The organism is Hymenobacter daecheongensis DSM 21074 (assembly GCF_900141805.1).
GTDB classification, from domain to species: Bacteria; Bacteroidota; Bacteroidia; order Cytophagales; family Hymenobacteraceae; genus Hymenobacter; species Hymenobacter daecheongensis.
In genome coordinates this window covers 83,055-106,449 of sequence record NZ_FQYN01000004.1, presented here as the reverse complement: position 1 = coordinate 106,449, position 23,395 = coordinate 83,055, and the positions used below count along the sequence as shown (strand labels likewise).

Genomic DNA, 23,395 nt, shown 5'->3' with positions numbered 1-23,395 from the left:
AAAGCGGGTGGCGGTGGTCGAACAACCCGCGGCGCGGCGCCTTGTTCAGCTTCGGGTGCTGCGCTCCGGATTTTCCCGGTGGGCAGCACGGAACAGCCATTTTCGCTTACCTTTCCGGCCGAAAACCTTCCCATTCAACCTGCTTCCTATGAAAAACCGAAACCAGCTGACGCTGGCCACGCTGGCCGCCGCGGGGCTCACGCTGGCGGGCTGCGCTTCCAGTAAAACGCCCGCCGCCACCACCGATGCTCCGGCCGCCATGACTACCGCCGCCGTGTCTGCCCCGGAGCAGTCCACCCCGAAAGGTATCGGGCTGGACGTAGCCCACATCGACCAGTCGGTGCAGCCCTGCGACAACTTCTTTCAGTATGCCTCGGGCAACTGGCTGAAAAACAACCCGATTCCGGCCTCGGAAGCCAGCTGGGGGAGCTTCAACGAGCTGATCAATAAGAACCAGGCCGTGCAGCGCCAGATTCTGGAAGAAACCGCCGCCAACACCGGCGCCGCCAAGGGCTCCAACGCCCAGAAAGTAGGCGACTACTACGCCTCGGCCATGGACTCGATGGCCATTGAGAAGGCCGGAATTGAGCCGTTGCGACCGGAACTGGCCCGCATTGAGGCCATCAAGGACCTGAAGGGCCTGCAGCTGGCGCTGGCGCATCAGCAGAATATTGGCACCGGCTCGGTATTCAGTATGGGCGTGGGGCAGGATGAGAAAAACAGCTCCCAATACGCGGTTCAGATTTATCAGGGCGGCCTGCGCCTGCCCAACCGCGACTATTACCTGAAGGACGACGCCCGCTCGAAAACCATTCAGGCGGCCTACGTGACGTACATCACGAACATGTTTAAGCTGATGGGCGACGCGCCGGCCGTGGCGGCCAAAAACGCGGCGGCCGTCATGCGCATCGAAACGCGGCTGGCCCGGGCCTCCAAGAGCCCCGTGGACCTGCGCGACCCGTACGCCAACTACAACAAGATGACCACGGCGGACCTGCAGAAGCAGTATCCGAACCTGGGCATTCCGGTTATTCTGGCCCAAAACCAGCTGGGCGCGGCCAAATCGGTGATTGTGGGGCAGCCGGCCTTTCTGAAGGAAGCCAACACGATGCTGAAAGCCGAGCCGCTCGGCGACTGGAAAACCTATTTGCGCTGGCACCTGGTGTCGTCGGTGGCGGGGGCGTTGCCGAAGGCGTACGTGGAGGAAAACTTCCGCTTTTCGCAGGTGCTCAGCGGGGCCAAGCAGATGCAGCCGCGCTGGAAGCGCATGCTGCGCTCGACGGACGGCGCGCTGGGCGAAGCCTTCGGCCAAGTGTACGTAGACAAGGCTTTCACGCCGGAGGCCAAGCGGAAGGCGCTGGAACTGGTGAACAACTTGAAAGCGGCCTTTGCCGAGCACATTCAGCAGAACACTTGGATGAGCGCTGCCACCAAGCAGGAAGCCCTGAAAAAGCTGAACGCCTTCGTGGTGAAAATCGGCTACCCGAATAAGTGGAAAGACTATTCAGCCTTGAGCATCTCGCGCGAGTCGTACCTGAAAAACGTGCTGGCGGCCCGCGAATGGGCTTCCGCCGACGAAAACAAGAAATTCGGCAAGCCGATTGACCGCAACGAATGGGGCATGACGCCGCCCACGGTGAATGCCTACTACAACCCGCCGATGAACGAAATCGTCTTCCCGGCCGGCATTCTGCAGCCGCCCTTCTACGACCCCAAGGCCGATGATGCGGTAAACTACGGCGGCATCGGGGCCGTTATCGGTCACGAAATGACCCACGGCTTCGACGACGAGGGCCGGCAGTACGACTCCGAAGGCAACCTGCGCGACTGGTGGACTAAGGAAGACGCGGCCAACTTCACCAAGCGCGCCGACGTGGTGGGTGCCCAGTATTCGGCCTTCGCGCCCCTGGATTCGGTGTATGTGAACGGCAAGCTCACGATGGGCGAAAACCTGGCCGACCTCGGCGGCCTCACCATTGCCTACACGGCCCTGCAAAAGACGCTGGCCGGCAAGCCGAAGACCAAAATCGACGGTTTCACGCCCGAGCAACGCTTTTTCCTGTCGTATGCGCAGGTGTGGCGCACCAATTCCCGGCCCGAATTCCTGCGTCAGCAGGTGCTCTCCGACCCGCACTCCCCGGCCCAGTTCCGCACCAACGGCCCGCTGATGAACATGCCCGAGTTCTTCGAGGCCTTCGGCTGTAAGGACGACGCCAAGATGGTGCGCGCCCAGGAGTCCCGCGCCAAGATCTGGTAGCCGCCTGTCATTGCGAGCAACGCGAAGCAATCCGTCCTCTGAAATGTAAAAAGCTCCTTTTCAGCAGAAAGCCCTGACGCAAGCATACGTCAGGGCTTTTTTGTTTACAAAGCTTGGCTCATTGTCCAGGACGGATTGCTTCGCTTCGCTCGCAATGACAAACGTACCTTTGCCACGAACTATACGCCTGACTTATGCGCCACCTGCTTCCTCTTTCCTCCGCTCTGTTTCTGCTGCTGGCCGCAGGCTGCAATAAGTCGAAGCCCGACGGCGGGCAGGAGCAGGCTGCCCCGGCTTCCGCCGCCGCTCCCGACTCGGCGGCGGCCTTGCGGGCGCAGGTGGCCGCGCCCCAGGCCGGCGACGTGTACGTAGTGCAGTTTCAGCCGCCGGGCGCGGCGCAACGGCGGTATTTCTTCTACCACGTGTTCCGCGTCACGCCCGACAGTGCCTACCTGCACCCGGCCCGCAAAGACGCGGCCGACGCAGCAGCCGACCTAGCCCAGCCGGACTTTCAGGCTTCCGCCAACACCATGGCCTACTCGCGGGCCGAGCTGGCCGAGCTGCTGCAGGAGCAGCCCGGCGACGTGAACAAGGCGCGGCTGGTGCAAGTGCGTCGGGCGCAGTAAGCGTGCTTGCGGCTTCAGACTTCCGCCAAGGCTTTATTTCAGCACCTCCACTTTTATCTCAACATCCTTTTTCGGCCATTTGTCGGTGCCGACGGGCTCGGCGGCAATCTTGTCGATAACGTCGAGGCCTTCCACCACTTCGCCGAACACGGTGTATTTGCCATCCAAGGAAGGCGCGCCGCCCTGGGTGGCATACACCTGCTGCTGCGCCGGCGTGAGCGGTCGGCCCGCCATCGCCGCCGACTGCGCGGGCGTGAGCTTTTCGCCCTGCACGATATAGAAATCGGAGTTGGAGGAGAGCTTGCCGGGGTTCTGGTCGTCGTCGTAGCGGGCCATGCCCAGGGCGCCGCGCTTGTGGAAGTGCTGGGGCACGATTTCGGGCGGCAGGTGGTAGCGGTTGATGCGAATGGTGCGGTGGTCGGAGCGGCCGCCCTGAATGGCGAAGCCTTTCACCACGCGGTTGAACACGGTTTCATCGAACACGCCTTTACGGGCCAGCAGCAGGAAGTTGGCTTTGTGCACCGGCACGTCGTCGTAGAGCTTCACGCGCATATCGCCCAGGCGGGTGTGCACGATGACTTCGGAAGCCGGAAACTCCCGGCCGTACTGCGTGAGCAGGGCCGTGGCGTTGGTATCGGTGAGGGCCGAAAGGCTGGGGCCGGGTACGGGCGGTGGGGGCGCGGGGGCAGTAGCCGCCGGCTTTTCGGGCTGGCCACAGCTGGCCAACAGTCCGGCCAGTAGGAGCGAAAACAACAAGGACGCTTTCATACCGCAAAAAACAAGGAAAAAAGCGGAGTTGTGCAGCATAACCTTTATGCCTAACCAACTCAAGGTGCGGAGTATCGAACAACAGCCCCAGCGGGGCGAAATATTGGTAGTCATAACCGGCACAATGCAGCCGGAGCCCCAGCGGGGCGGCACCAATCGTTGAACAAGGTGTCGCCCCGCTGGGGCTGTGGTGCTACTTGCAGCTCGTTTTGCTACCGATATTTCGCCCCGCTGGGGCTGCTGGGCCGTCTTGGGTTTGTATACCCTTACCACTGCTCCTTCAAATGGGCCGAACAGCCGCAACGCGGCGACAGGTTTGTAGCATGAAAGGTAACGGCACGAAAAAGCCGCGTAGCGGTGGCAGAAACGCTCGAACGGCTCTGTCACCGCTACGCGGCTTGTTGTTCTTCGGGACGTTGATGCTACAAACCTGACGCCGCGCTGCGGCTAGTCAAGGCCGTTAGTTCCAGCCATCGTTTTCCTTCTTCTCCTCCTTCTTCTTCTTCTCCTTGCGCTTGCTGGTGCCTTCCTCGGTTTTGGTTTTCACCTTCACTTTCTCCGGGCTGGCGGCCGGCGCGGCGGGCGTAGCGGCGGGGGCAGGGGTGGGTGCCGGAGCGGCGGCGGCTTCTTCCACTACGGGGGCCATATCCTTGGCCGAGTTGATCTGGTCGGCTTTTTCTACTCTTTTCTCCTTATGCGAGGCCAGGAGCAGATCCTGGGTAATCAGCTCGTTTTTGTCCCAGGCTTTCAGCTCGGCGGCCAGCTTTTCCTTTTCCTCCTTGCTGGGTTTGCGGCCCAGCAGCGCGTCCAGGTCGGGCTTGCCGGCATCTTGCCAGGCCGTGAGCCACAAAGAGGCCACCATGGTGGGGGCCTGCTTGAGGCGATAGGCTACCTGCGCGCCCACTTCCTTGTTGTAGGCATCGGCGAAGGCGTCGGAGTAGGAGCGGCGGGTTTTGCCGTATTTGTGCGAGAAAACGTACTTGGTTTCCGGCGTGAAGGTGCGGGTCACTTTCTCCTCCATATCGAAGGTGGCGCCCAAAAAGCCGTATGACTCCTGCACCACCTGCCAGATGGCGCGCTGCGGGTCTTTTAGGTAGTCGCCCTTCTCTGAGTCCAGCTTCCACTCAGCCATATGGCGCTCCGGAATCTTCGATTCCCAGAGGCTGTGCAGGCCCTGCTGGTTGGTGAGCTGCCCATCGTAGTTGATGGTGGTGTGCAAGGGCACATAAGCATCGGCCATGTAGTGGCCCAGGTCGGCGGAGAGGGTGATGATGGCCGTGGAGTCGCGCTGGCGGAAGGCTTCGGTGAGCTTTTCCTTCACGTCCATAATCACCCACGGCACGGTGCCGTACTTGCGCAGCGTGTCGGCCGAGTATTTGGCCTGGGCCTTTTCCCACAGCTTGGGCATCATCCCGAAGGGGTCGTCGCCGTAGTGGTCCATGTCGATGAAGTGCTTGTTGGCTTCCGTGGGGTCGTCTTCGCGGCGCTCATCGGGGGCAGTGGCCAGGCGTACTATCTCGGGCATGTGCCGAAAGTAGAAGCCCTGCATGGCTTTGGGCAAAGCATACACCGCTACCTGATTGATGGTGCGGTGCGCCAGAAAGCCCCAGCCGGGCGACATAATGGGGCACAAAAGCACCAAAGCCAGTAGAATTACCTGTTTTTTCATGACGAAGAGATAAGCAGCCGTTTGTGGCCCCGCGAAGTTCGGGATTTTTTTCGCTGCTTGGTAGCGCCCGTTTGTTATGCGCCAGCTGTCACCCTGCGCCACCTGTCATCCTGAGCAGAGCGAAGGACCTTATTCCGAAAGAACGACAAGCGTAGCAATGACTCGTTTCCATCCTACAAGGTCCTTCGCTCTGCTCAGGATGACAGAAGATTTAACACCCAATACCTTGATGATATCCAAAAAGAAGCTGCACTACCCCATTCAACCGCCCTTGCGCGACTACCTGCGGCACTACGACCGCGAAACACCGCTGCCGGTCAGCTACCGCGACCTGCGCCAGATCAGCGGCGCGTTTCCGCTCATCGACCGGCAGGGGCGCGATACGCTCTGGGAAACCGTGTTTTATGAGCCCCAGGCCCTGCGCGAGCTGAGCGCGGGCCTCACGCAGGTGTACGCGCTGCTCAAAACCGGCAGCGACCTGTCCTTTACCGACCACCTGCAGGCCGACCGCATTGACTACTGCCGCTTCGGCAACTCCAACCCGTTTCGGGTGCGCATCGTGAACCTGCTCAACGACAACTACGACTACTTCTACGTGAAGCAGGCCGATGCCTCGCGGGTGTACGGCCTGGAGCTGGAGCACCTGCTTTCGCCCAATCGCCTGAGCTACCTAGTGAGCGGCGACACGCTGGTGGAAGAGCACATTGCCGGCATCCCCGGCGACGATTTTATCCGCACGCGCATGCCCCAGCAGCACTTCAACCAGGTGCGCATTGCCAAGGAGTTCGTCAAGTTCAATGAGCGCTGCTTTGCCCGCCTGCTCGGCGATATGCGCTCCTATAACTACGTCATTGTCGTCACGCCCGACTTCGAGGACGACCAGTACCGCGTGCGGGCCATCGACTTCGACCAGCAGAGCTACGAGGGCCGCAAAACGATGTACCTGCCGCAGTATTTCAAGGACAATCTGCCCGTGATTGAGATGTGCAGCAAGTTTCTGAAGCCCGAGGCCATCCGCCAGTACCAGACCGAGGAGCGCGTGCTGATGATGCGCCGCGTGCGCCTGGAGCGCTACCGCCTCAAGGCCCTGCTCGACTGCATGCGCCGCGACGAGCTGGCTCCCGCCGCCAAAACCGACCAGCTAAAGGCCGAGCTGAACCAGCACCACTGCACCACCGCCTTCAGCCGCTGCCACAGCATGGGCGACGTGGTGCGCCTGAACCTGCGCCTGATGCTGGGCCCGCCCCCGCGCTAGTAGGCCGCGCGGCAGCTGGCCCGGGCTCAGGCTTTGGCGGTAGAAAGCGGGGTGTTCAGCGCTAGCTCCTGGCGCTGCCGGAGCAGGTGCGCGAGCTGGCCGTAGATGAAATCGGCAGCCAGGGCGCCGAATTTTTCGGGGCTGCCCTTCAGCTCCTCGCGGTATTCGTGGGCGCGGCCCTCGAAGAGAATGGTGACGAAAATGGTGCCCACGGGCTTCTGCTGCTGCTCCGAGGCGCCCGCCCCAAACAGCCCCGTCACGGCCACGCACACATCGGCGGTGGGCAGCAGCCGGTGCAGGCCCTGCACCATCTCGTTGGTGGTCTGCTGGCTTTCGGCCGAGTATTCGAGCAGGGTTTTCTTCTTCACGCCCAGCAGCCGCTGCTTGGCTTCGGCCTGATACGTGACCACCGAGCCCAGCAGCACTTCGCCGATGCCCTCGGTGGGGGCCAGCTGGGCCGCTACCAGCCCGCAGGTGCAGCTTTCGGCCAGGGCCAGGGAAAGTTTCTGCTGAAGAAATTGCTTGATCAGCGCGTTCAGATCCGTTGTTTTCATAGCGTAGCACCGAACAGGAGAAAGAAAAACAGCCTTTCCATACGCCGGAGCGCTAGGCCCGGGTTGCAGTCGAGCTGCGCGGGCAGTGGCGCGGGGCCCTATTTTGGTAGGGACCGGGCAGCCTGATTTCTATCCGCATCAACTGCCGCTACTCCTGCCGGTATACCACGCCCTGCTTCATCACGAAGCGCACCCGCTGCATGATTTTGATGTCCTGGAGCGGGTCGCCGTCTACGGCCACCAGGTCGGCCAGCTTGCCGGGCTCCAGCGTGCCCAGGTTCTCCGATTCGCCCAGCAGCTCGGCGGCCGATACGGTGGCCGCCCGCAAGGCTTCGTAAGCGGGCATTCCGGCCTCCACCATGTACTGAAACTCCAGCGCATTCACGCCGTGCCGGTACACGGCCGCATCGGTGCCGAAGGCAATGCGGACGCCCGCCTTGTAGGCCCGCCCGAAATTGGCCTGCAGCTTGGGACCAATGGCCAGGGCCTTGGGCGTAACCAGTGGCGGGTAGTAGCCCGGAATCCGGGCTGAGTCGGCCACCGATTTGCCGGCCGTGATGGTGGGCACGTACCAGGTGCCGTATTTTTTCATCAGCTGCATAGTTTCATCATCCATCAGCGTACCGTGCTCGATGCTCTGCACGCCAGCCCGGATGGCGCGCTTCATGCCCTCGGCCCCGTGGGCGTGGCAGGCCACGCGCAGGCCCAGGTCGCGGGCGGTTTCCACCACGGCCCTTATTTCCACCTCCGTCATCTGGGCGCTGCTGCCGTCTTTGGCCACGCTCAGCACGCCGCCGGTGCTGGCAATCTTGATCAGATCCACGCCGCGCTTGTACTGCTCGCGCACGGCCTGCCGACACTGGTCGGGGCCGTTGGCCACGCCCTCGGCCGGGCCGGGCACGCCCATCAGGTCCTCGCGGTAGCCGTTGGTGGGGTCCATGTGGCCGCCGGTGCCCGATATGGCCTTGCCCGCCGTGAAGATGCGCGGCCCCACTACCTGCCCGGCATTCACAGCGTTGCGCAGGGCTACGTTCACGCCCGAGCCGCCCAGGTCGCGCACGGTGGTGAAGCCCGCCAGCAGGGTTTTGCGGGCGTAGCCCAGGGCACTGAAGGCTACGTCGGCGGGGTTCTGGGTGAACTCCTGCAGGAACGCGGCCTTGCTGGTTTCATGCTCCAGGTGCACGTGGCAGTCAATCAGGCCGGGCAGCACGGTGCGGCTTTGCAGGTCGATAACTTTATCGGCGGCGGTGCCGGTGGTGTAGCCCGGCTGCACGGCCGTCACGCGGCCTTTTTCCAGCACCAGCGTCACTTCGGTCTGGGCTTTGGCTGAGCGCATATCCAGCAGGCGGCCGCATTGCACGTACGTTTTCTGAGCCACGGCCAGCGGGGCCGTAAGCAGGGTAGCGGCCAGCAAGGCCAGCGTGGGTAGCGGTTTGATCATGAGGGGAAAGTGGGAGCGTGGGCGCTCAAGATACAACATAGCGGCGCGCGCCCCGCGCGGGCGTATCGGCCGGAATATGTACCTTCCCGCGCTGGCCGGGCCTGTTTCGGCCGGCATTCCATACTCTTCTCACCCCAAACTACTCCTTCTTTCGCATGGCTACCCCCGAAGAATTTGAAGCTGCCGCCGTTCGCGCTCAGCAATTGCCCTCCAAGCCCAGCAACATGGTGCTGCTCCAGATGTACGCCCTCTACAAGCAAGCCTCCGAAGGCGACGTAACCGGCGACCGGCCCGGCGGCTTCGACTTCAAAGGCATTGCCAAATACGATGCCTGGGCCAGCCTGAGCGGCAAAAGCCAGGAAGCCGCCCGCCAGGAATACGTCGACCTGATCAGCTCCCTGTTCGAAAGCGCGTAGCTGAACAAACTGTCATTGCGAGCAACGCGAAGCAATCCGTCCTCTGAGATGTAGAAACCTCCTTTTCAGCAGAAAGCCCTGACGCAAGCATACGTCAGGGCTTTTCTGTTTACAAAGCTTAGCGCATTGTCCAGGACGGATTGCTTTGCTTCGCTCGCAATGACAGCTTGCGCTATACTTTCGGGGCCGGCAGGTCGAAGGCTTCGGCGTTGTGCTCGAAGTGGCCTTTGTGCGAGCCGTCGCAGAAGGGCTTGTTTTTGGAAAGGCCACAGCGGCAGATGCTGATTCGCTCGCGGCCGGCCAGGCCGTAGGGCTGGCCCTGGGCATCCACGAGTTCGAAATCACCCTCTACGCGGAGGGACCCGTTGCTGAGCACGGTAAGTTTGGTAGCAGCCATGGAAAGGGGGTTTGGGAAGATGAGGGTTAGTTGAAGTGGGGCGTCATGCTGAGCGAAGTCGCATGCAATATGCTTGTCATCCTGAGCAGAGCGAAGGACCTTATGGGATAAGAACGATAATCGTAACAACGACTCGTTCTACCGTAACAAGGTCCTCCGCTCTGCTCAGGATGACAGGTCGGAGAGCCTACCGGCACGAATTGCCCGAGCAGGACATGGGCGTGTAAATGGCCGAAAACATCAGCCAGGCGTTGTTTTCGTATTTCCACATCAGCCAGTATTTGCCGATGACGCGGTTTTTGGTCTGGTCCTGGGTGTCGGTCCAAGCTTCGGCCCACTCGCCAGTTTCGTAGGCCACGTTGCCCAGGCTGCTGACTTCGGTGGTCAGGCCGCGGTTCATCCAGGTAATATCGGGGCGCTGGCGAAACAGCTGGCGGAAGCTCTGGCGCACGGCGGCGGCCCCGCTCTGGCTGCCCTGGGTCTGGCTGAGCGTGAAGCCGGGGTGCAGCAGGCCGCCCAGCGCCGTGGTGTCGCGGCTGTTGAAGGCCTTGTTCCAGGTGGCGCTGCGGGCCTGAATCAGCTCCAGATGCTTTTGCTTCATAATTTGCCCGAAGCTGAGCTGGCTCAGCAGCAGCAGGGCCACCGCGCCCACGCGGGCCACGGCAAAAGGAGTAGAGAAACGCATACGCGGGAAAATCAGGGAAAAAGGAGGCGCGGCGAACCAACCGCTCCGCAATTACGCGAGTTCTTTGCGCATCACGTAATCATTCATCCAGTAGGGGCCAATGGCAATGTCGACTTCCTGGTGGCGCTGGAAGCCCAGGCGCTCATAAAATGCCAGGGCGGGGTTGTGGCGGTTCACGTTCAGCTCCAGCACGGTGCCGCCGGCTTCGCGCACGGCGCTTTCCACGGCTTCCAGCAGGTGCTGGCCCAGCCCCTGGCCCTGGTGCGAGGGCAGCAGGTAGATCTTGTTCAGGTGGTAGGTGCCGGCGGGCTCTTTGGCCGAGTAGGAGGCAAACCCGCAGGCGTGGCCCTCGGCCGAGAGCAGCAGAAACCGGTGGCCGTTGTCCACCATCTGCCGCCGCAGCGAGGCCGGCGTGTAGATGACGCGGTACATATACTCCAGCTGCTCCCGCGAGATGATGAAGCGGTAGGTAGGCTCCCAGGTAGCCTCGGCCAGGGCCACGATGGTCGGAATATCGGCCAGGGTGGCGGGCTGAACGGCAATGGGGGCGGTAGCAGAGGAAGGCGGCATAAGCTACAAAAGTGCGGTTTTTTGGCTATAAAACGAACCCTGCCGGCCAGTGGCTACGTTTTGGGCCATAATTTGCCAGGCTGCCGCCATACGCCCGGCACCGGGCCCGGCGTTGTCTGCTCATCCCTCTCGCCCCAAACCCATGAAAAACCTCCTGCTTCCCCTGAGTTTTGTGGCTTTCAGCCTGCTGAACACCCCGCTGGCGGCTACCGCCCAGATGGCTCCGGCCCCCAAAGCGCCGGTCAAAACGCCCACGCCCGCTGCGAAGGCCCCGGCCGCCAAAACCCCGCCGGCCCGTTCGCAGGAGCCCATCCTGACTACGCCCAAATCCTTGGAGCGCGACCTGGACGTGTTCAGCAGCTGGGTCAATGAAAGAATCAGCCAGGCCGAAAGCACCGTGCGCCGCGAGCTGCCGCGGATCAAAGAGGACTTCGACCGCCAGAGCAAGCGCATCGATGCGGCCGTGGACAGCCTTTCGGGCCAGAGCAAGCGCGAGTACACCACCCAGAAAGTGCGCTACGAAAAGTGGGCTTCCAAGCAGGATAGCCTCGATGCCGTGGCCCGCCGCCCCGAAACGGCCGCCGAAACCCAGCGCCGCCTGCTGAACGAAACCGTGGTGATAAGCACCGCCCGCGCCACCGAGCTGCCCGACCTCTACGGCCGCCTGCTGGAGCACACCCGCGACAACCGCCGCCAGTGGAGCCAGGCCGACTGGAGCGCCGCCAGCGCCGTGCTCGAGCGCCTGAATGCCCGCTACGAAGTGGTGCGCGAGCAGCTCAGCCTCGACGACCGGATTCGGGTACGCTCGCTGCAAACCGAGTTTCGCACACTGGAAAAAGCCCGCGATGTGAAGGACCTAGTGAACGACAAGTAGCCTCTCGGGCCTGCTTTCCTCATCTGCGCCGCCAGCCCGCCGCTCGCTCAGGCGGCGGCGTGCTGGCGGCGCAGCCATTCCCAGGCCGTGCTCACGTCATAAAACAGCTGGATGGGAAGCTGCTTGCTCACGCGCTCCGCAAATTCCAGGCTGATAATCTGGTTCTGCATATCGGGCGAAAACACGTAGGCAAATGCCCGCAGCCCTTCTGCCAGCGCCTGCGGCAGCCACTCATACTCCAGCCACGGCAGCGCCTCCGACCAGTCGCCGGTGGCATCGGTCTTGTCGTTGAGCAGCAGCGGGCAGTGCAGCTCCTGCTGAATGGCTCCGCCCGCCATGGCCACCCGAATCACCTCTTTGCCGGTCAGGTTGCCGCTCCAGCGAATGTAGAGCAGCTGCTCGTTGGGGTAGTGGCGGAACGACGCAATCAGGCGGCCGTGCTCATCCAGCACGGTTTGCAGGTCGGTGTAGGAAGTAGACAGGGCAGCCATCAGCAGCAAAAAATGCCCGCCGCGGCACCAATGGCCGGCTTCAGGCTTGAAAAAAGCAATAAGCTGCTAAAGCCGGGAAGAAGGAAATCTGCCGGGGGAAGAAGCCTGATTGTAACATACAAATTAACGAATATACCGTGCCGAGTCAATTTATTGTTGACCTTATTTTGCTGGTAGCGCCCCAGCTGCCGCGCGGCGGGGCGCGGGCATTTTAGCGGCCGAGGTTCCGCTGGTTTCCCTTACTTTTGCGGGCACTTTTTTCGTATCGTCCCTTCCCGCACCTCACTCATGCATATTGCAATCGTCGGCAACATTGGTGCTGGCAAAACCACGCTGGCCAACAAGCTGGCCCATCATTTCAACTGGGAAGTTTTTCTGGAAGACGTGGACCACAATCCGTATCTGAAGGATTTCTACGACGACATGCCCCGCTGGTCGTTTCATTTGCAGGTGTATTTCCTGAACAGCCGCTTCCGCCAGACCCAGCACATCAAAAAGCTGCAGCAGGCCAGCAAAGGCGTTATTCAGGACCGCACGATCTACGAAGATGCCCACATCTTCGCCGCCAACCTGCACGACTCGGGCCTGATGACCGAGCGTGACCACCAGAACTACCTGAACCTGTTCGAGTCGATGATCAGCATGGTGGATGCGCCCGACCTGCTGCTCTACCTGCGCGCCGACCTGCCCAAGCTCATCCAGCAAATCGACAAGCGCAACCGCGACTACGAGAACAACATCAAGATTGAGTACCTCAAAAATCTCAACGAAAACTACGAGCGCTGGATCAGCAACTACAAATCCGGCAAGCTGCTCATCGTGGACGTGAACAATCTCGACTACGTGAACAACCCGGAAGACCTGGGCATCATCATCGAAAAGATTAATAGCACGCTTTTCGGCCTGTTTTAAGGAAATGCGGCCCTGTCATTGCGAGGACGAAGGACGAAGCAATCCGTCCCGGACAATGAGCTGAGCCTTGATTAAGCACAAAGCCCTGACGTAGCGCATACGTCAGGGCTTTTCTGTTTACAAAGTTTGGCGCATTGTCCAGGACGGATTGCTTCGTCCTTCGTCCTCGCAATGACAGGCGTTACTCCTCCATTGCTTCATTCAGAAACCGCACAAACGGCTGCGCGGCCTGAAACGTCTCGGTGACGCGGGCCACGAAATCTGCGTGCCGCACCTCGGCATCGGTGAAGGATTTGGTGACCACGAAGTCCTTGAATTTGAGCAGCTCGATGTCCGGGTCATCCTTTTCGTAGCCTTTCGGTGGGCGCAGCAGCCGGTCGCCCTCTAGGCCGGCGGGGAAGTGGCGGCGGAAGTCGTCGGTGGCGCGCAGGGCGTGGAAAGCCGGGCCGCTGTAATGAATTTCCTGGCGGATGCGGGCCAGCGCGGCGGGCTCGGGGTGCCATTTGCCGGCGCCCACCCAGGTTTCACCGCCGGGCTGCACGGCCAAGAAGTAGCCAGCCCGCGGCGCGTGCCGGCCGCCCTGCGTGAGGCTGGCCCCCATGTGGCGCTTGTAGGGCTCCTGGCTCTGCTGAAAACGGTCGTTTTTGTTGATGCGAAACATGGTTTCGGGCACCGTGAGGCCCAGCAGCGCGGGCTCGAAGCGCTGGGTGCCTTCGAGCACGGCCTGCACCAGCCCGCTGAAAACGGCGCGGGCACGGTGGTAGTCGGCGCGGTGCTCATCCATCCATGCTTTGTGATTGTTGGCGGCGAGGTCGCGCAGAAAATCCAGCAGAAATTTAGAATCCATAAGAGAGTTAGCGGCGAAGAAAAAGGCCGGGCCCGACCCAAGCGGGCACGAAAAAGCCCCGGCTGCTACTAACAGCGCCGGGGCCGATTTGATGCCCGCCAAAGGTGAAAGCCTAACGCAGCGCCTGGTTTTCGGCCTGCCGCGAACGGTCGTTCAGGGCCCAGTCGAAGGGCAGAAAGTCTACTTTGGCCGTGGGCGCAATCTTGACGGTGGCGTAGCGGTTTAGCCAGGCAATCAGGGCGTTGCCTTCGCCAAACTCGGCCGAGTACCAGTCGAATACGCTGGAAAGCCGCACGTGGTCGGGAGCCAGCTGGTTGAACCGGACGGTATTGAGAAAGCGCCGCGCCTGATCGTCGAGCTGCTGGTTGAGGCGGGCCCCGTCGTAGGCCTCGTTGAGCAGGGGCGGACAGGTTTCGGCGGCGCACACCAGGGCAAAATGCACCCGCGGGTCCTGAAACTTAGTGCGTAGCACCTCGCGCTCAATCTGGTTGAGCGAGTACTGGCGGGTGCCCACCGTCACGCTGGGCGCTTCCCACGCCGACTTGCTGCCTTTCAGGGTTTTAACCTTGATTTCGTTCATGCTCGTCACCGGGTAGTATTGCAATACCATGTACACGGTGGCGGCATTGTACACGTTCAGCCAGTAGGCCTGCTGGTCGTTGCGGCTCCAGGCTTGCTCATCGGGCGGCGTTTTGCGGATGGTTTGCAGGTAGGCATCCAGCTTGTCCTCGTCGTCCAGGAAACCAGCGTAGTCTACGTGACCATCGTTGGTTATATGCTTGGCCAGAAGCTCATTCCAGGTATGGTGCAGCTGCCGGCTGCTGACATTGGCGGCCCGGAGCCGTTGCGGTACAAGCAGCCCCAGACAAACTATCAGCAACAGCCAACGCAAAGGAGAGAACAGACGCATGAGCAACAGGTAGGGAGGGCGGGATGAGAATAAGAGCAGAAAACCAGGCTGCTGCCAGGCAAGAATCCGGGAAGCAGATAAAGAGAGATTTGTACTATTTGTGTTTAAATTTATTTTTCAAATCTACTATAAATTTACGGTGTGAGCAAAATGCAACATGCCGGATTCGTTAGTAACGGCTGCGGCGCAGATGGTATAATCAGGCGACGGGTAACCCGGTTCTAGCTTCGGCTCAAAACCGTCACTGCGTCGCCTACGCGCACTATTCCCCGGCCCGGCCCGGTCACGTTCTGGCCGAACATGACCTTGTTGCCGCTGGTGCGGTAGGTGGCCAGCGTGCGCAGCGGCTCGGCACTCTTCTGGGCCGTGTGCTGGTCGATGGTGGTGACCACGCACCGGCCGCAGGGGCGCACACCCACGAAAGGCTGCCCGGCCACGGCAAAATCGCGCCATGTTTCTTCCTCATAAGGAGTGCCGCCGCTGAAGACCAGATTGGGCCGGAAGCGGTTCATGGGCACGGGCTCAGCCAGGCGCGTATTCAGATCATCGAGCGAGGCCTGGCCGATAACCAAAAAAGGGTAGGCATCAGCGAAACTCACGTCACCGTCGGCCGCGCCGCCGTCGGTGGCCCGCATCACCATATCCGACATATATACCAGCCGGCAGACGCGGCCCAGCGCCTCACTCAGCCACTCGTCGGCGGCGGGGGTGCCGCGCCAGGCAAACACCATATCGTCCCAGACGGTGACGAACAGCGTGCGCTCGGGCGTGGCCTCGAAGGGCACGTAGAGCGGCAGCAGCTCGGGGCGGGCAGCGTGGCTGAGCAGGAAGCCATTGTAGGCGGGCGCTACTTTCAGATGGGCCATCTCGGCGGTCTGCCGCTGGGTCATGAACTGGTTGCGCTCATCCACAATCAGCCAGCGGCGGTCGTGGCGCAGGCCGCGGGGCTCCACCACGGCCTCCGTCACGCGGATGCCGCCCAGAGACTTGACGGGGTAAATGTAGAGGTCGGTGAGAAGGAGAGGTGCAGCCATGTGGCAAAGATACTCGGCGGCGAGGGTGAATCGGCCCGCCCGCGCCTCGTTCACTTCTTTACCGCAATTTCCTGTGAATAAAATACCTGGTCGTATTCGCCCTTGAGCTGGGCCGTGACCAGCAGCCGGCCCCGCTGCTCGCGGAAGCGGAACAGGCCGTAGTGCTTCTCATTCACGAGCGGCCCCACGCGCAGGTCGTTGGGCTCGCCGCTATTTTGGGAGGACGGGTGCGTGAGGCCGCTCGACGTGACCTCGTAGACCGGATACGGCACGCCCGGCACGCTGGCCCGGGAAATCTCGCCGATGTGCCGGTCGCCGCTGATGAGCAGCACACCTTTGGCGTGGGTGGCGGCCAGCAGCCGGAGCAGGCGCCGGCGGGCGGCCGGAAAGTTGCTCCACTTCTCGTAGGCGTGCTGCTGGGGCAAAAACTGAATGCCCGAGGCAATGATGTGGGCATCGGCGCGGCTGGTGCGCAGCTGCTGCTCCAGCCACTGCCACTGGGCCTCGCCGAGCAGGTCGCCACTCAGGTTAGGCTGATACACTTTCTGCGCGTCGCGGTAGAGCGAATCCTGAAAATACCGGTCGTCGAGCAGCAGCACCTTCACTGTTTTGGTGTTCACGGCATAGTCGTAGGCGGCGTAGATGCCCTCCTGGCGGCGGCGCGGGCTGTCGGCGGGCTCCTGCAGAAAGTCGAGGGCCGCCTGCTGGCTCTGACGCTTGAAGGGGTAGGATTTGTTGCCGTCGTTGCGGCCGTAGTCGTGGTCGTCCCAGGTGCCGATGATGGCGGGCACCTGCTGGCGGAACTGGCGGTAGTCGGGCTGGTTGAGCTGGTCGTCGTACTTCTGGCGCAGCACCGTCATATCGTTCGTGTCGCCGTAGATATTGTCGCCGAGCCAGATCCAGACATCGGGCCGTTGGGCCGCAATGTCGTCCCAGAGCGGCTGGGCCATATCCTGACGGTTGCAGGAGCCGAAGGCAATGGTCAGCTCCCGGTCGGATGCCTCGTGAATCACGGTGGCCGGGTGACACTGCTGCAGCCCTAGGGCCAGCGCGCAAAGCAGATACTTGTTCATGGGGGTGAAGGTAGCGGATGGGCGCGGGCAGGCTGGCATTAAATGTGTCTGGCGCACCGAGCCGTCTGTCACTTTAAGCCGTCTGTCATCCTGAGCAAAGCGAAGGACCTTATGGGATGAGAACGAGTCGTTGGTACGATAGTCGTTCGGCCGTAATAAGGTCCTTCGCAAGCTCAGGATGACAGATGGCGTAAGAGGACAGCTACCCCGCCGCACTTCCAATTTGGCTATTTTTGCGGCGCGTATATCCTCCGGCGGCTTCGCGCCGTTATCCGGCTTTGCTCGACCGCTCACTTCACGTTCTACTGCTTTGGCTTTTCCGACCTTCTTTTCCGCCCGCTTCCGCCGCCCGGCCGGCCTGCTGCTGCTGCTGGCGCTGCTCACGCTTTCGGCCCGGGCTCAGGTGCAGCTGCGCGGCACCGTCATCGACAAAGACACGAAGGAAGTGCTGCCGTTTGCCAGCGTTTCGGTAAACAAAACCACCATCGGCACCACTACCAACGTGGAGGGCGAGTTCACGCTGAGCGTGCCTAAGCTGCCCGTCACGCTGATTTTGTCGGAGCTGGGGCACCTGCGCGACACGCTGCGCGTGACCAGCAACGCCGAGCTGCTGCGCATTCCGCTGGCCGCCGCCGTGGTGGCCCTGCCCGAGGTGAAAGTGGGCAGCTACCCGTTTCAGCTGGTGGGGCAGGCTTACCGGCAAATGGAGCGCAACTACGGCCATAAATACTACGGCAAGGCTTTTTACCGCCAGATTACGCGCATTGCCAACGAGCCCACGGAGCTGCAGGAAGTGGTCTGGAACGTGAAATCCAGCAATGCCCGCATCGAGGGCACCACCATGGCGCAGGGCCGCTACGCCGCCAAAACCAGCCTGACCAGCTTCGCCAACTTCTCCCTCTACACCAAATCCTACGGTCTGTATGATGCCAATGGCGACACCACCAAATCGTTGGCGCTGCTGAGCCCGAGCGTGGTGAAAAACTACCTGCTGGAGCTGAAAGGCGTGCTTTCCGGGGCCGACTCGACCAAGGGCGGCATTGCCGAAATTGCCTTCGAAACCCGCCCCGAGCTGACCAAGTACCGCGCCGAGGGCACCATCTGGATTGACATCGACTCGTACCGTGTGGTGCGCTACCACATGAGCACGCCCAACTTCACGGCCTCCACCAACAACGTGAACCAAAAATTCCGCAACACGAAGCTGGCCATCGAAATGGCGTTTCAGAGCACCGAGGCCCCGGTGGCGCCGCTCGAATACGTGAAGGTGAGCCTGAACGCGGAGCTGCTCACGCCGGGCAAGCCCGTGGCCCCGCTCAGCGTGTCGTCGTTCACGTTCTTCTACGACACCAGCACCACGCCTACCAACCTGCCCTACGCCCGCGTGAGCGTGCGCGACCGGGACTTGGAGGCCATTAAAAGCGTGAAGTACGACCCCGAATTCTGGGCCAATAACCCCGTGGTGAAGCGCACGCCGGTGGAAGACGAGGTGATTCAGTCCTTCGAGAAAAAAGGCGCTTTTGGCACTATGGTGAAGCCTGCGGAGAAAAAGCCTGCCCAGCGGCGGCGGTAGCGCGGGCCCGCCGCCGCTGGCCAAATGGGCTGGGAGCCTTGGTCAGGATATCGTATATTGACTATGATATCCCGAGCGGCGGGATGTGCAGATCGTGCGGCCGGCCCTCCGGATCGGCTTTTCGGGGCCCGGAGGGTGAAGTGGTGCCGGCAGGCCTGCCGGCTTCGGGTGGCATCGGTGGTCTGCTCACGAATGCGGAAGCCCCAGCCATGACGAAGCACGCGCCTCAAGACCCCGCCTGGTACAGCCTTAGCCCCCAGGAATGCCTGCAGCGGCTGGCCACCACTGCCGAGCAGGGCCTGAGCCCGGCCGAGGCGGCGCGCCGACTGCGCGAATACGGCCCCAACCAACTGACCGCCCGGCCGCCGCGCCCGGTGTGGCGGAAGTTTCTGGATCAGTTCAAAAATGTGCTGGTGCTGGTGCTGCTGGCCACCACGGTCCTGGCCGCCGCCGTCGGCGACGTGAAAGACGTGGTGGTAATTCTGGTGGTGGTTGTGTTCAATGCTACGCTGGGCTTCTACCAGGAGCACCGCGCCGAGGCCACGCTGGCCGCCCTCAGCAAAATGCTGGCCCAGCACGCCCGCGTACGGCGTGAGGGCCGGCCCCAGGAAATAGCGGCCGAGCAGCTGGTGCCGGGCGATGTGGTGCTGCTGGAAGCCGGCGACCGGGTGCCGGCCGATGGGCGCGTGCTGGTAGCGCACAACGCGGAAGTGGCTGAGGCGGCCCTCACCGGCGAGTCGCAGGCGGTGGGCAAGCAGGTCGGGACGCTGCCGCCCGGCACGCCCGCGCTGGCCGAGCGCGTAAACATGGCCTTCATGAACACGGTGGTGACGCGGGGCCGCCTGGAGCTGGTGGTCACGGCCACGGGCATGACCACCGAGATGGGCCGCATCAGTGGGCTGCTGGCCGCGGCCCCCGAGCACCCCACGCCCCTGCAGGCGCAGCTCGACGGGCTGGGCAAGCGCCTGGCCCTCATTGCGGGCGTGGTAGTGGCCCTGATTTTCGGGCTGGGCATATTGCGCGGCGCGCCGCTGCTCCAAACCGTTATGACCTCCATTGCCCTGGCCGTGGCCGCCATCCCGGAGGGGCTGCCAGCGGTGGTGACGGTAATTCTGGCCATCGGCATGAAGCGCATTATGAAGAACCGAGCCATTGTGAAGAAGCTCTCGGCAGTCGAGACGCTGGGCTCCACTACGGTCATCTGCTCCGACAAAACCGGCACGCTTACCCTGAACCAGATGACGGCCTGCCGGCTGTTTTACCAGGGCCGGCACTTTGCCGTGAGCGGCGAAGGCTACTCCGGCCAGGGAGCTATCCATGCCGAAAACAACGCCGCGCTGCCTGATTTTCAGCCCCTGCTGTTGCCCGCCGCCCTTTGTGCCGACTCCCGCATTCACGAAGGCCAGCTGCTGGGCGACCCCACCGAGGGCGCTTTGCTGGCGCTGGCGGCCAAGGGCGGCATAGCCCAGGATGCCGCCACCGCGCAGCACCCGCGCCGAGCCGAAATTCCCTTCGACTCGGCCCACAAGTTTATGGCCACCTTTCACCCCGCTGGCGGGCAGGTGCACATGCTGGTGAAAGGGGCTCCCGATGTGCTGCTGGCCCGAGCCGGCAGCGTGCTGGGCGCTACGGGCGAGGTAGTGCTGGATGAAGCGGCCCGCGCCGGTTTCGAGGCCGCCAACACGGCGTTTGCCGGGCAGGCGCTGCGCGTGCTGGCCGTGGCCCGGCGCACCATTCCGGCCGCCGAATTCGACCCCGCCGCCCCGCTTATGCCCTGGGCCGATAGCCTGTGCCTGGTCGGGCTGGTCGGCCTCATCGACCCGCCCCGGCCCGAGGCCCGGGAGGCCATCCGGCAGTGCCGCGAGGCCGGCGTTCAGGTCAAGATGATTACCGGCGACCATAGCGCCACCGCCACCGCCATTGCCCGCGAGCTGGGCCTGACCGGGGCCATGCTCACCGGAGCCGACCTGGACCGCCTCGGCGTAGAGGAGCTGGCCGGGCGCATCGAGCAAACGGGCGTTTTTGCCCGCGTCGCGCCCGAGCACAAGGTAAAGATCGTGCAGGCCCTCAAGGCCCGCGGCCACATCGTGGCCATGACCGGCGACGGTGTGAACGACGCGCCGGCGCTGAAAAACGCCGATATCGGGGTAGCAATGGGCATCACCGGCACCGAAGTGACCCGCGAGGCCGCCACCATGGTGCTCACCGACGACAACTTCGCCACTATCGTGGGGGCCGTGCGGGAGGGCCGCACCATCTACGACAACATCGTCAAGTTCGTGCGCTTTCAGCTTTCCACCAACATCGGGGCCATTCTCACGGTGCTGGGGGCGCAGCTGCTGGGGTTGCCCACGCCGTTCACGGCCATTCAGCTGCTCTGGATCAACATTATTATGGATGGCCCGCCGGCCATGACGCTGGGTCTGGAAGCGGCGCGGCCGGGCATCATGCAGGAGCCGCCGCGCCGCGCCGGGGCCCGCATTCTGTCCCTGAGCCGCTTCTGGCGGCTGCTGCTGTATGGGCTGATCATGGCTGCTGGCACGCTGGGCGTGTTTCACTACGCTCAGCCGTACGGCGAGGTGTACGCCCTCACGCTGGCCTTTACCACCTTCGTGCTGTTCCAGTTTTTCAACGTGTTCAATGCCCGCGCCGAGCACGGCTCCACCTTCAACAGGCTGTTTTTCAGTAATGGCCGGCTGTGGCTGGCGCTGGCGGCTGTGGCCGGCTTGCAGGTGCTGGTGGTGCAGTGGCCCGCGGCCCAGCTCATCTTCCACACCACCGCCCTCACAGCCCAGGACTGGGCCCTGGCGCTGGCCGTGGCTTTTTCCATTCTGCTGCTCGATGAAGGATGTAAGCTGATGCTGAGACTGTTATAAAGTCCGGCTGCAACTGCACCCACTTGCGCAGCCCTGGCTGTTATTTTTTTCGATTCCTGAGTCGCGCCGCCCCGCCGCCGCAGCCATCCACGGCCTTTTCGTGCTGGCGGGTAGCCTGTTGCGCTGCGCCGCTCCGGCGGTTTCTACGCCGTTGGGTTAGGGTTGGTACTGGCTGAAAGGAGCGGTAGGCTACTGCCGGGCTGGCGTGGGAATGTCCTAAATCGATATAATGTATTTCGGATAATGTATCATTTTTATTGTATGCATTTTCAAATTATACCTATATATTCGGATGGTAGGATCCTGTTCATCATCCGTTGGCCGGTTGTAAGGCAAAGATGGTCGGCTCCCGGGGAGGCTGTGGCCCCGGCAGCACTGTGTTGTGAGCGTGTGTTTGTGTCGTGGGTACGTGTTTAGCGCCATTGCGAGCGTGGTAGTGCACATTTTCTTTCCAATCCATTCATCTTCCTTTCCTCCAACTTTTATGAAAGCATTCTTTTCTTTGCTCATCTTGACTTTTATTGCTACCAGCAGCCTGGCACAATCCGCGTGGCAGGGGGCTCAGCAGACGGCGTTTACCTTCAATGGGTTAGCCACCGACGCAACGGGCAACGTGTACGCCACCGGCAGCTTCAGCGGCACCGTTGGGATGGGCGGCACTTCGCTCACCAGCCGGGGCAGCACCGATTTGTGCATTGCCAAATTTCGGCCCGACGGTACGCTGCTGTGGGCCAAGCAGGTAGCCGGTGCCGGCGCTACGGCCTACGGTGCCGCGCTGGCCCTGGATGCCGCCGGCAACTGCTACGTCACGGGCAGTTTCACGGGTACGCTCGACTATAATACCGGCGGCAGCCCGCTGGTTAACTCTTCCTTCTGGCCCCAGATACTGGTGCTCAAGTGCGGGCCCGATGGCGCGGTGCGCTGGTCGCGCCAGGGCGGCGGCAGCGGCTACGCCAACGAGGCCCGCGCTATTGCGGCCGATGCCGCCGGCAACTGCGTGGTGACCGGCAACCTGAGCGGCACCACCGTCACGTTCGGACACCTCACCTTCCCGTTTTCGCTACGCCGCCAGCTGTTTGTGGTGCGGTATAATGCCGTCGGCACGCCCCAGTGGGTCAAAACCACCGAGTCGTCGCTGTTCACCGCCGGCAACGGCATTGGCCTCGACGCGACCGGGGACTGCTACGTAACCGGCATGGCCAATGGCCCCATGACCATTGACGGGGTAACGTATTCCGGACCCAGCACCAGCCCCATCAGCACGTCGCCGTCCGATATCATCGTGGCCAAATTCGGCCGCGGCCAGGGCGAAACCCGCTGGGTGCGCATTGCCGGGGGCGTCGGCAACGATTCGGGCTCCAGCCTGAGCGTAGATGCCAGCGGCAACTGCTTCGTGAGCGGCTACAATACCGGTGCCGCTACGCTGGGTGCTGTTGCGCTGCCCGGCAGTGCCGAGCAGCAGGCGTTTGTGGCCCGCTACACCAGCGGTGGCGCGGTGGTGTGGGCCCAGCAGCTGCACGCGGCCGAAGCCCGCAGCCAAATCCGCCTCTCGCCCGATGCCCGCCAGCTGGTGGTGATGACTACGCCGCTGATGACGACCCAGGCGCGGGTTGCGGCCATGAAAGTGAACGGCACGGACCTGTGGCGGGCCGCGGCCGGTGGCTCTGGCCAGAGCTGGGGGCAAAGCCTGGCCTATGGTCCCGGCCAGCGCGTGTACCTCACCGGCTCCCTGATGAACACCTGCGAGTTTGGCGCTTATAGCCTCACGGGTACGCCCGGCGGCTCCTTCTTGGCACACCTGGGCCCCGATGCCCGCCGCGCCGCACCCCTGGCTTCCACCGCGCCGGCTGCGTCGTTGGAGCTATACCCGAATCCGGCCCACGAGCGGGTTACGCTCAGCCTGCCAGACGACCTGACGGGGCAGCCAGTGCAGGCCACACTTTATAACCGCTACGGCCGCATCGTGCTGGAGCGCCGCCTGGCCGCCAGCGCGCCCCGGCAGGCCATCAATTTTGAGCTGCTGGGCCTGCCCGCCGGCCTTTATACTTTGCAGCTAACCTCGCCGGAGCATACCATCAGCCACCGGGTGGCTATTGAGTAATTATCGGCACGATGTAGAGACGCATACTTGCGTCTCGTCGTTGAACGAACCCGTTGAACGGCGCGG

Annotated in this window: 21 protein-coding genes; 9 read left to right on the top strand and 12 right to left on the bottom strand. The window is 62.5% G+C overall.

Annotation, left to right across the window (positions count from 1 at the left end):
• Positions 1-148: 148 nt before the first annotated feature.
• Positions 149-2,257: a M13 family metallopeptidase gene (locus BUB62_RS08645; RefSeq protein WP_073108800.1), complete on the top strand. Its 2,109-nt coding sequence runs from the start codon at positions 149-151 to the stop codon at positions 2,255-2,257.
• A gap of 194 nt (positions 2,258-2,451) precedes the next feature.
• The gene (locus BUB62_RS08640; protein ID WP_073108797.1) at positions 2,452-2,883 is read left to right on the top strand and encodes a hypothetical protein; all 432 of its coding nucleotides are present in this window, start codon (positions 2,452-2,454) and stop codon (positions 2,881-2,883) included.
• Positions 2,884-2,916: 33 nt separating this feature from the next.
• On the opposite strand, the gene BUB62_RS08635 is transcribed toward BUB62_RS08640, so the two are convergent.
• Positions 2,917-3,651 (bottom strand): peptidylprolyl isomerase, encoded by a 735-nt coding sequence (locus tag BUB62_RS08635; protein ID WP_073108794.1) that lies wholly within the window; start codon positions 3,649-3,651, stop codon positions 2,917-2,919.
• A 460-nt stretch (positions 3,652-4,111) separates the two neighbouring features.
• Positions 4,112-5,320, bottom strand: coding sequence for a zinc dependent phospholipase C family protein (locus BUB62_RS08630; protein WP_073108791.1), 1,209 nt, complete (start codon positions 5,318-5,320; stop codon positions 4,112-4,114).
• 229 nt (positions 5,321-5,549) lie between these two features.
• Between BUB62_RS08630 and BUB62_RS08625 the strand changes: the two genes are divergently transcribed.
• Positions 5,550-6,575 carry a hypothetical protein gene (locus BUB62_RS08625; RefSeq protein ID WP_084538986.1) on the top strand — a complete coding sequence of 342 codons (1,026 nt, stop codon included), beginning with the start codon at positions 5,550-5,552 and terminating at the stop codon, positions 6,573-6,575.
• A gap of 26 nt (positions 6,576-6,601) precedes the next feature.
• Here BUB62_RS08625 and BUB62_RS08620 read toward each other — a convergent pair whose 3' ends face one another.
• Complete coding sequence (locus tag BUB62_RS08620) at positions 6,602-7,129, bottom strand: CinA family protein (RefSeq protein WP_073108785.1); 528 nt, start codon at positions 7,127-7,129, stop codon at positions 6,602-6,604.
• Positions 7,130-7,277: 148 nt separating this feature from the next.
• Positions 7,278-8,570, bottom strand: coding sequence for a metal-dependent hydrolase family protein (locus BUB62_RS08615; RefSeq protein ID WP_073108781.1), 1,293 nt, complete (start codon positions 8,568-8,570; stop codon positions 7,278-7,280).
• Between the two features lie 155 nt (positions 8,571-8,725).
• Between BUB62_RS08615 and BUB62_RS08610 the strand changes: the two genes are divergently transcribed.
• Positions 8,726-8,986 carry an acyl-CoA-binding protein gene (locus BUB62_RS08610; RefSeq protein WP_073108778.1) on the top strand — a complete coding sequence of 87 codons (261 nt, stop codon included), beginning with the start codon at positions 8,726-8,728 and terminating at the stop codon, positions 8,984-8,986.
• Between the two features lie 172 nt (positions 8,987-9,158).
• On the opposite strand, the gene BUB62_RS08605 is transcribed toward BUB62_RS08610, so the two are convergent.
• From BUB62_RS08605 to BUB62_RS08595, 3 genes are all read right to left on the bottom strand, one after another.
• Positions 9,159-9,383, bottom strand: a complete 225-nt coding sequence (locus BUB62_RS08605) for a CDGSH iron-sulfur domain-containing protein (RefSeq protein WP_073108775.1) — start codon at positions 9,381-9,383, stop codon at positions 9,159-9,161.
• Between the two features lie 187 nt (positions 9,384-9,570).
• Positions 9,571-10,068 carry a nuclear transport factor 2 family protein gene (locus BUB62_RS08600; protein WP_073108772.1) on the bottom strand — a complete coding sequence of 166 codons (498 nt, stop codon included), beginning with the start codon at positions 10,066-10,068 and terminating at the stop codon, positions 9,571-9,573.
• 51 nt (positions 10,069-10,119) lie between these two features.
• Positions 10,120-10,638, bottom strand: a complete 519-nt coding sequence (locus BUB62_RS08595; protein ID WP_073108769.1) for a GNAT family N-acetyltransferase — start codon at positions 10,636-10,638, stop codon at positions 10,120-10,122.
• 142 nt (positions 10,639-10,780) lie between these two features.
• Between BUB62_RS08595 and BUB62_RS08590 the strand changes: the two genes are divergently transcribed.
• Entirely contained in the window at positions 10,781-11,512 is a 732-nt protein-coding gene (locus BUB62_RS08590) for a DUF6565 domain-containing protein (RefSeq protein ID WP_073108766.1), read from the top strand.
• A gap of 47 nt (positions 11,513-11,559) precedes the next feature.
• Here BUB62_RS08590 and BUB62_RS08585 read toward each other — a convergent pair whose 3' ends face one another.
• The gene (locus BUB62_RS08585; RefSeq protein ID WP_073108763.1) at positions 11,560-12,003 is read right to left on the bottom strand and encodes a hypothetical protein; all 444 of its coding nucleotides are present in this window, start codon (positions 12,001-12,003) and stop codon (positions 11,560-11,562) included.
• A 288-nt stretch (positions 12,004-12,291) separates the two neighbouring features.
• On the opposite strand from BUB62_RS08585, the gene BUB62_RS08580 reads away from it, so the two are divergent.
• Complete coding sequence (locus BUB62_RS08580; RefSeq protein WP_073108760.1) at positions 12,292-12,915, top strand: deoxynucleoside kinase; 624 nt, start codon at positions 12,292-12,294, stop codon at positions 12,913-12,915.
• Between the two features lie 181 nt (positions 12,916-13,096).
• Here BUB62_RS08580 and BUB62_RS08575 read toward each other — a convergent pair whose 3' ends face one another.
• The 4 genes from BUB62_RS08575 to BUB62_RS08560 form a co-directional block, all read right to left on the bottom strand.
• Entirely contained in the window at positions 13,097-13,762 is a 666-nt protein-coding gene (locus BUB62_RS08575; protein WP_073108757.1) for a DUF2461 domain-containing protein, read from the bottom strand.
• Positions 13,763-13,874: 112 nt separating this feature from the next.
• The gene (locus tag BUB62_RS08570) at positions 13,875-14,672 is read right to left on the bottom strand and encodes a DUF547 domain-containing protein (RefSeq protein WP_073108754.1); all 798 of its coding nucleotides are present in this window, start codon (positions 14,670-14,672) and stop codon (positions 13,875-13,877) included.
• A 221-nt stretch (positions 14,673-14,893) separates the two neighbouring features.
• The gene (locus BUB62_RS08565; protein ID WP_073108751.1) at positions 14,894-15,706 is read right to left on the bottom strand and encodes an MOSC domain-containing protein; all 813 of its coding nucleotides are present in this window, start codon (positions 15,704-15,706) and stop codon (positions 14,894-14,896) included.
• A gap of 50 nt (positions 15,707-15,756) precedes the next feature.
• Complete coding sequence (locus BUB62_RS08560) at positions 15,757-16,779, bottom strand: alkaline phosphatase D family protein (protein ID WP_073108748.1); 1,023 nt, start codon at positions 16,777-16,779, stop codon at positions 15,757-15,759.
• Positions 16,780-17,089: 310 nt separating this feature from the next.
• Between BUB62_RS08560 and BUB62_RS08555 the strand changes: the two genes are divergently transcribed.
• The 3 genes from BUB62_RS08555 to BUB62_RS08545 all read left to right on the top strand — a co-directional run bounded on the left by BUB62_RS08555 (position 17,090) and on the right by BUB62_RS08545 (position 23,329).
• Positions 17,090-18,352 carry a carboxypeptidase-like regulatory domain-containing protein gene (locus BUB62_RS08555; protein WP_073108745.1) on the top strand — a complete coding sequence of 421 codons (1,263 nt, stop codon included), beginning with the start codon at positions 17,090-17,092 and terminating at the stop codon, positions 18,350-18,352.
• Between the two features lie 83 nt (positions 18,353-18,435).
• Complete coding sequence (locus BUB62_RS08550; RefSeq protein WP_200799909.1) at positions 18,436-21,228, top strand: cation-translocating P-type ATPase; 2,793 nt, start codon at positions 18,436-18,438, stop codon at positions 21,226-21,228.
• Between the two features lie 484 nt (positions 21,229-21,712).
• Positions 21,713-23,329 (top strand): T9SS type A sorting domain-containing protein, encoded by a 1,617-nt coding sequence (locus tag BUB62_RS08545; protein WP_073108743.1) that lies wholly within the window; start codon positions 21,713-21,715, stop codon positions 23,327-23,329.
• The last annotated feature ends 66 nt before the right edge of the window (positions 23,330-23,395 follow it).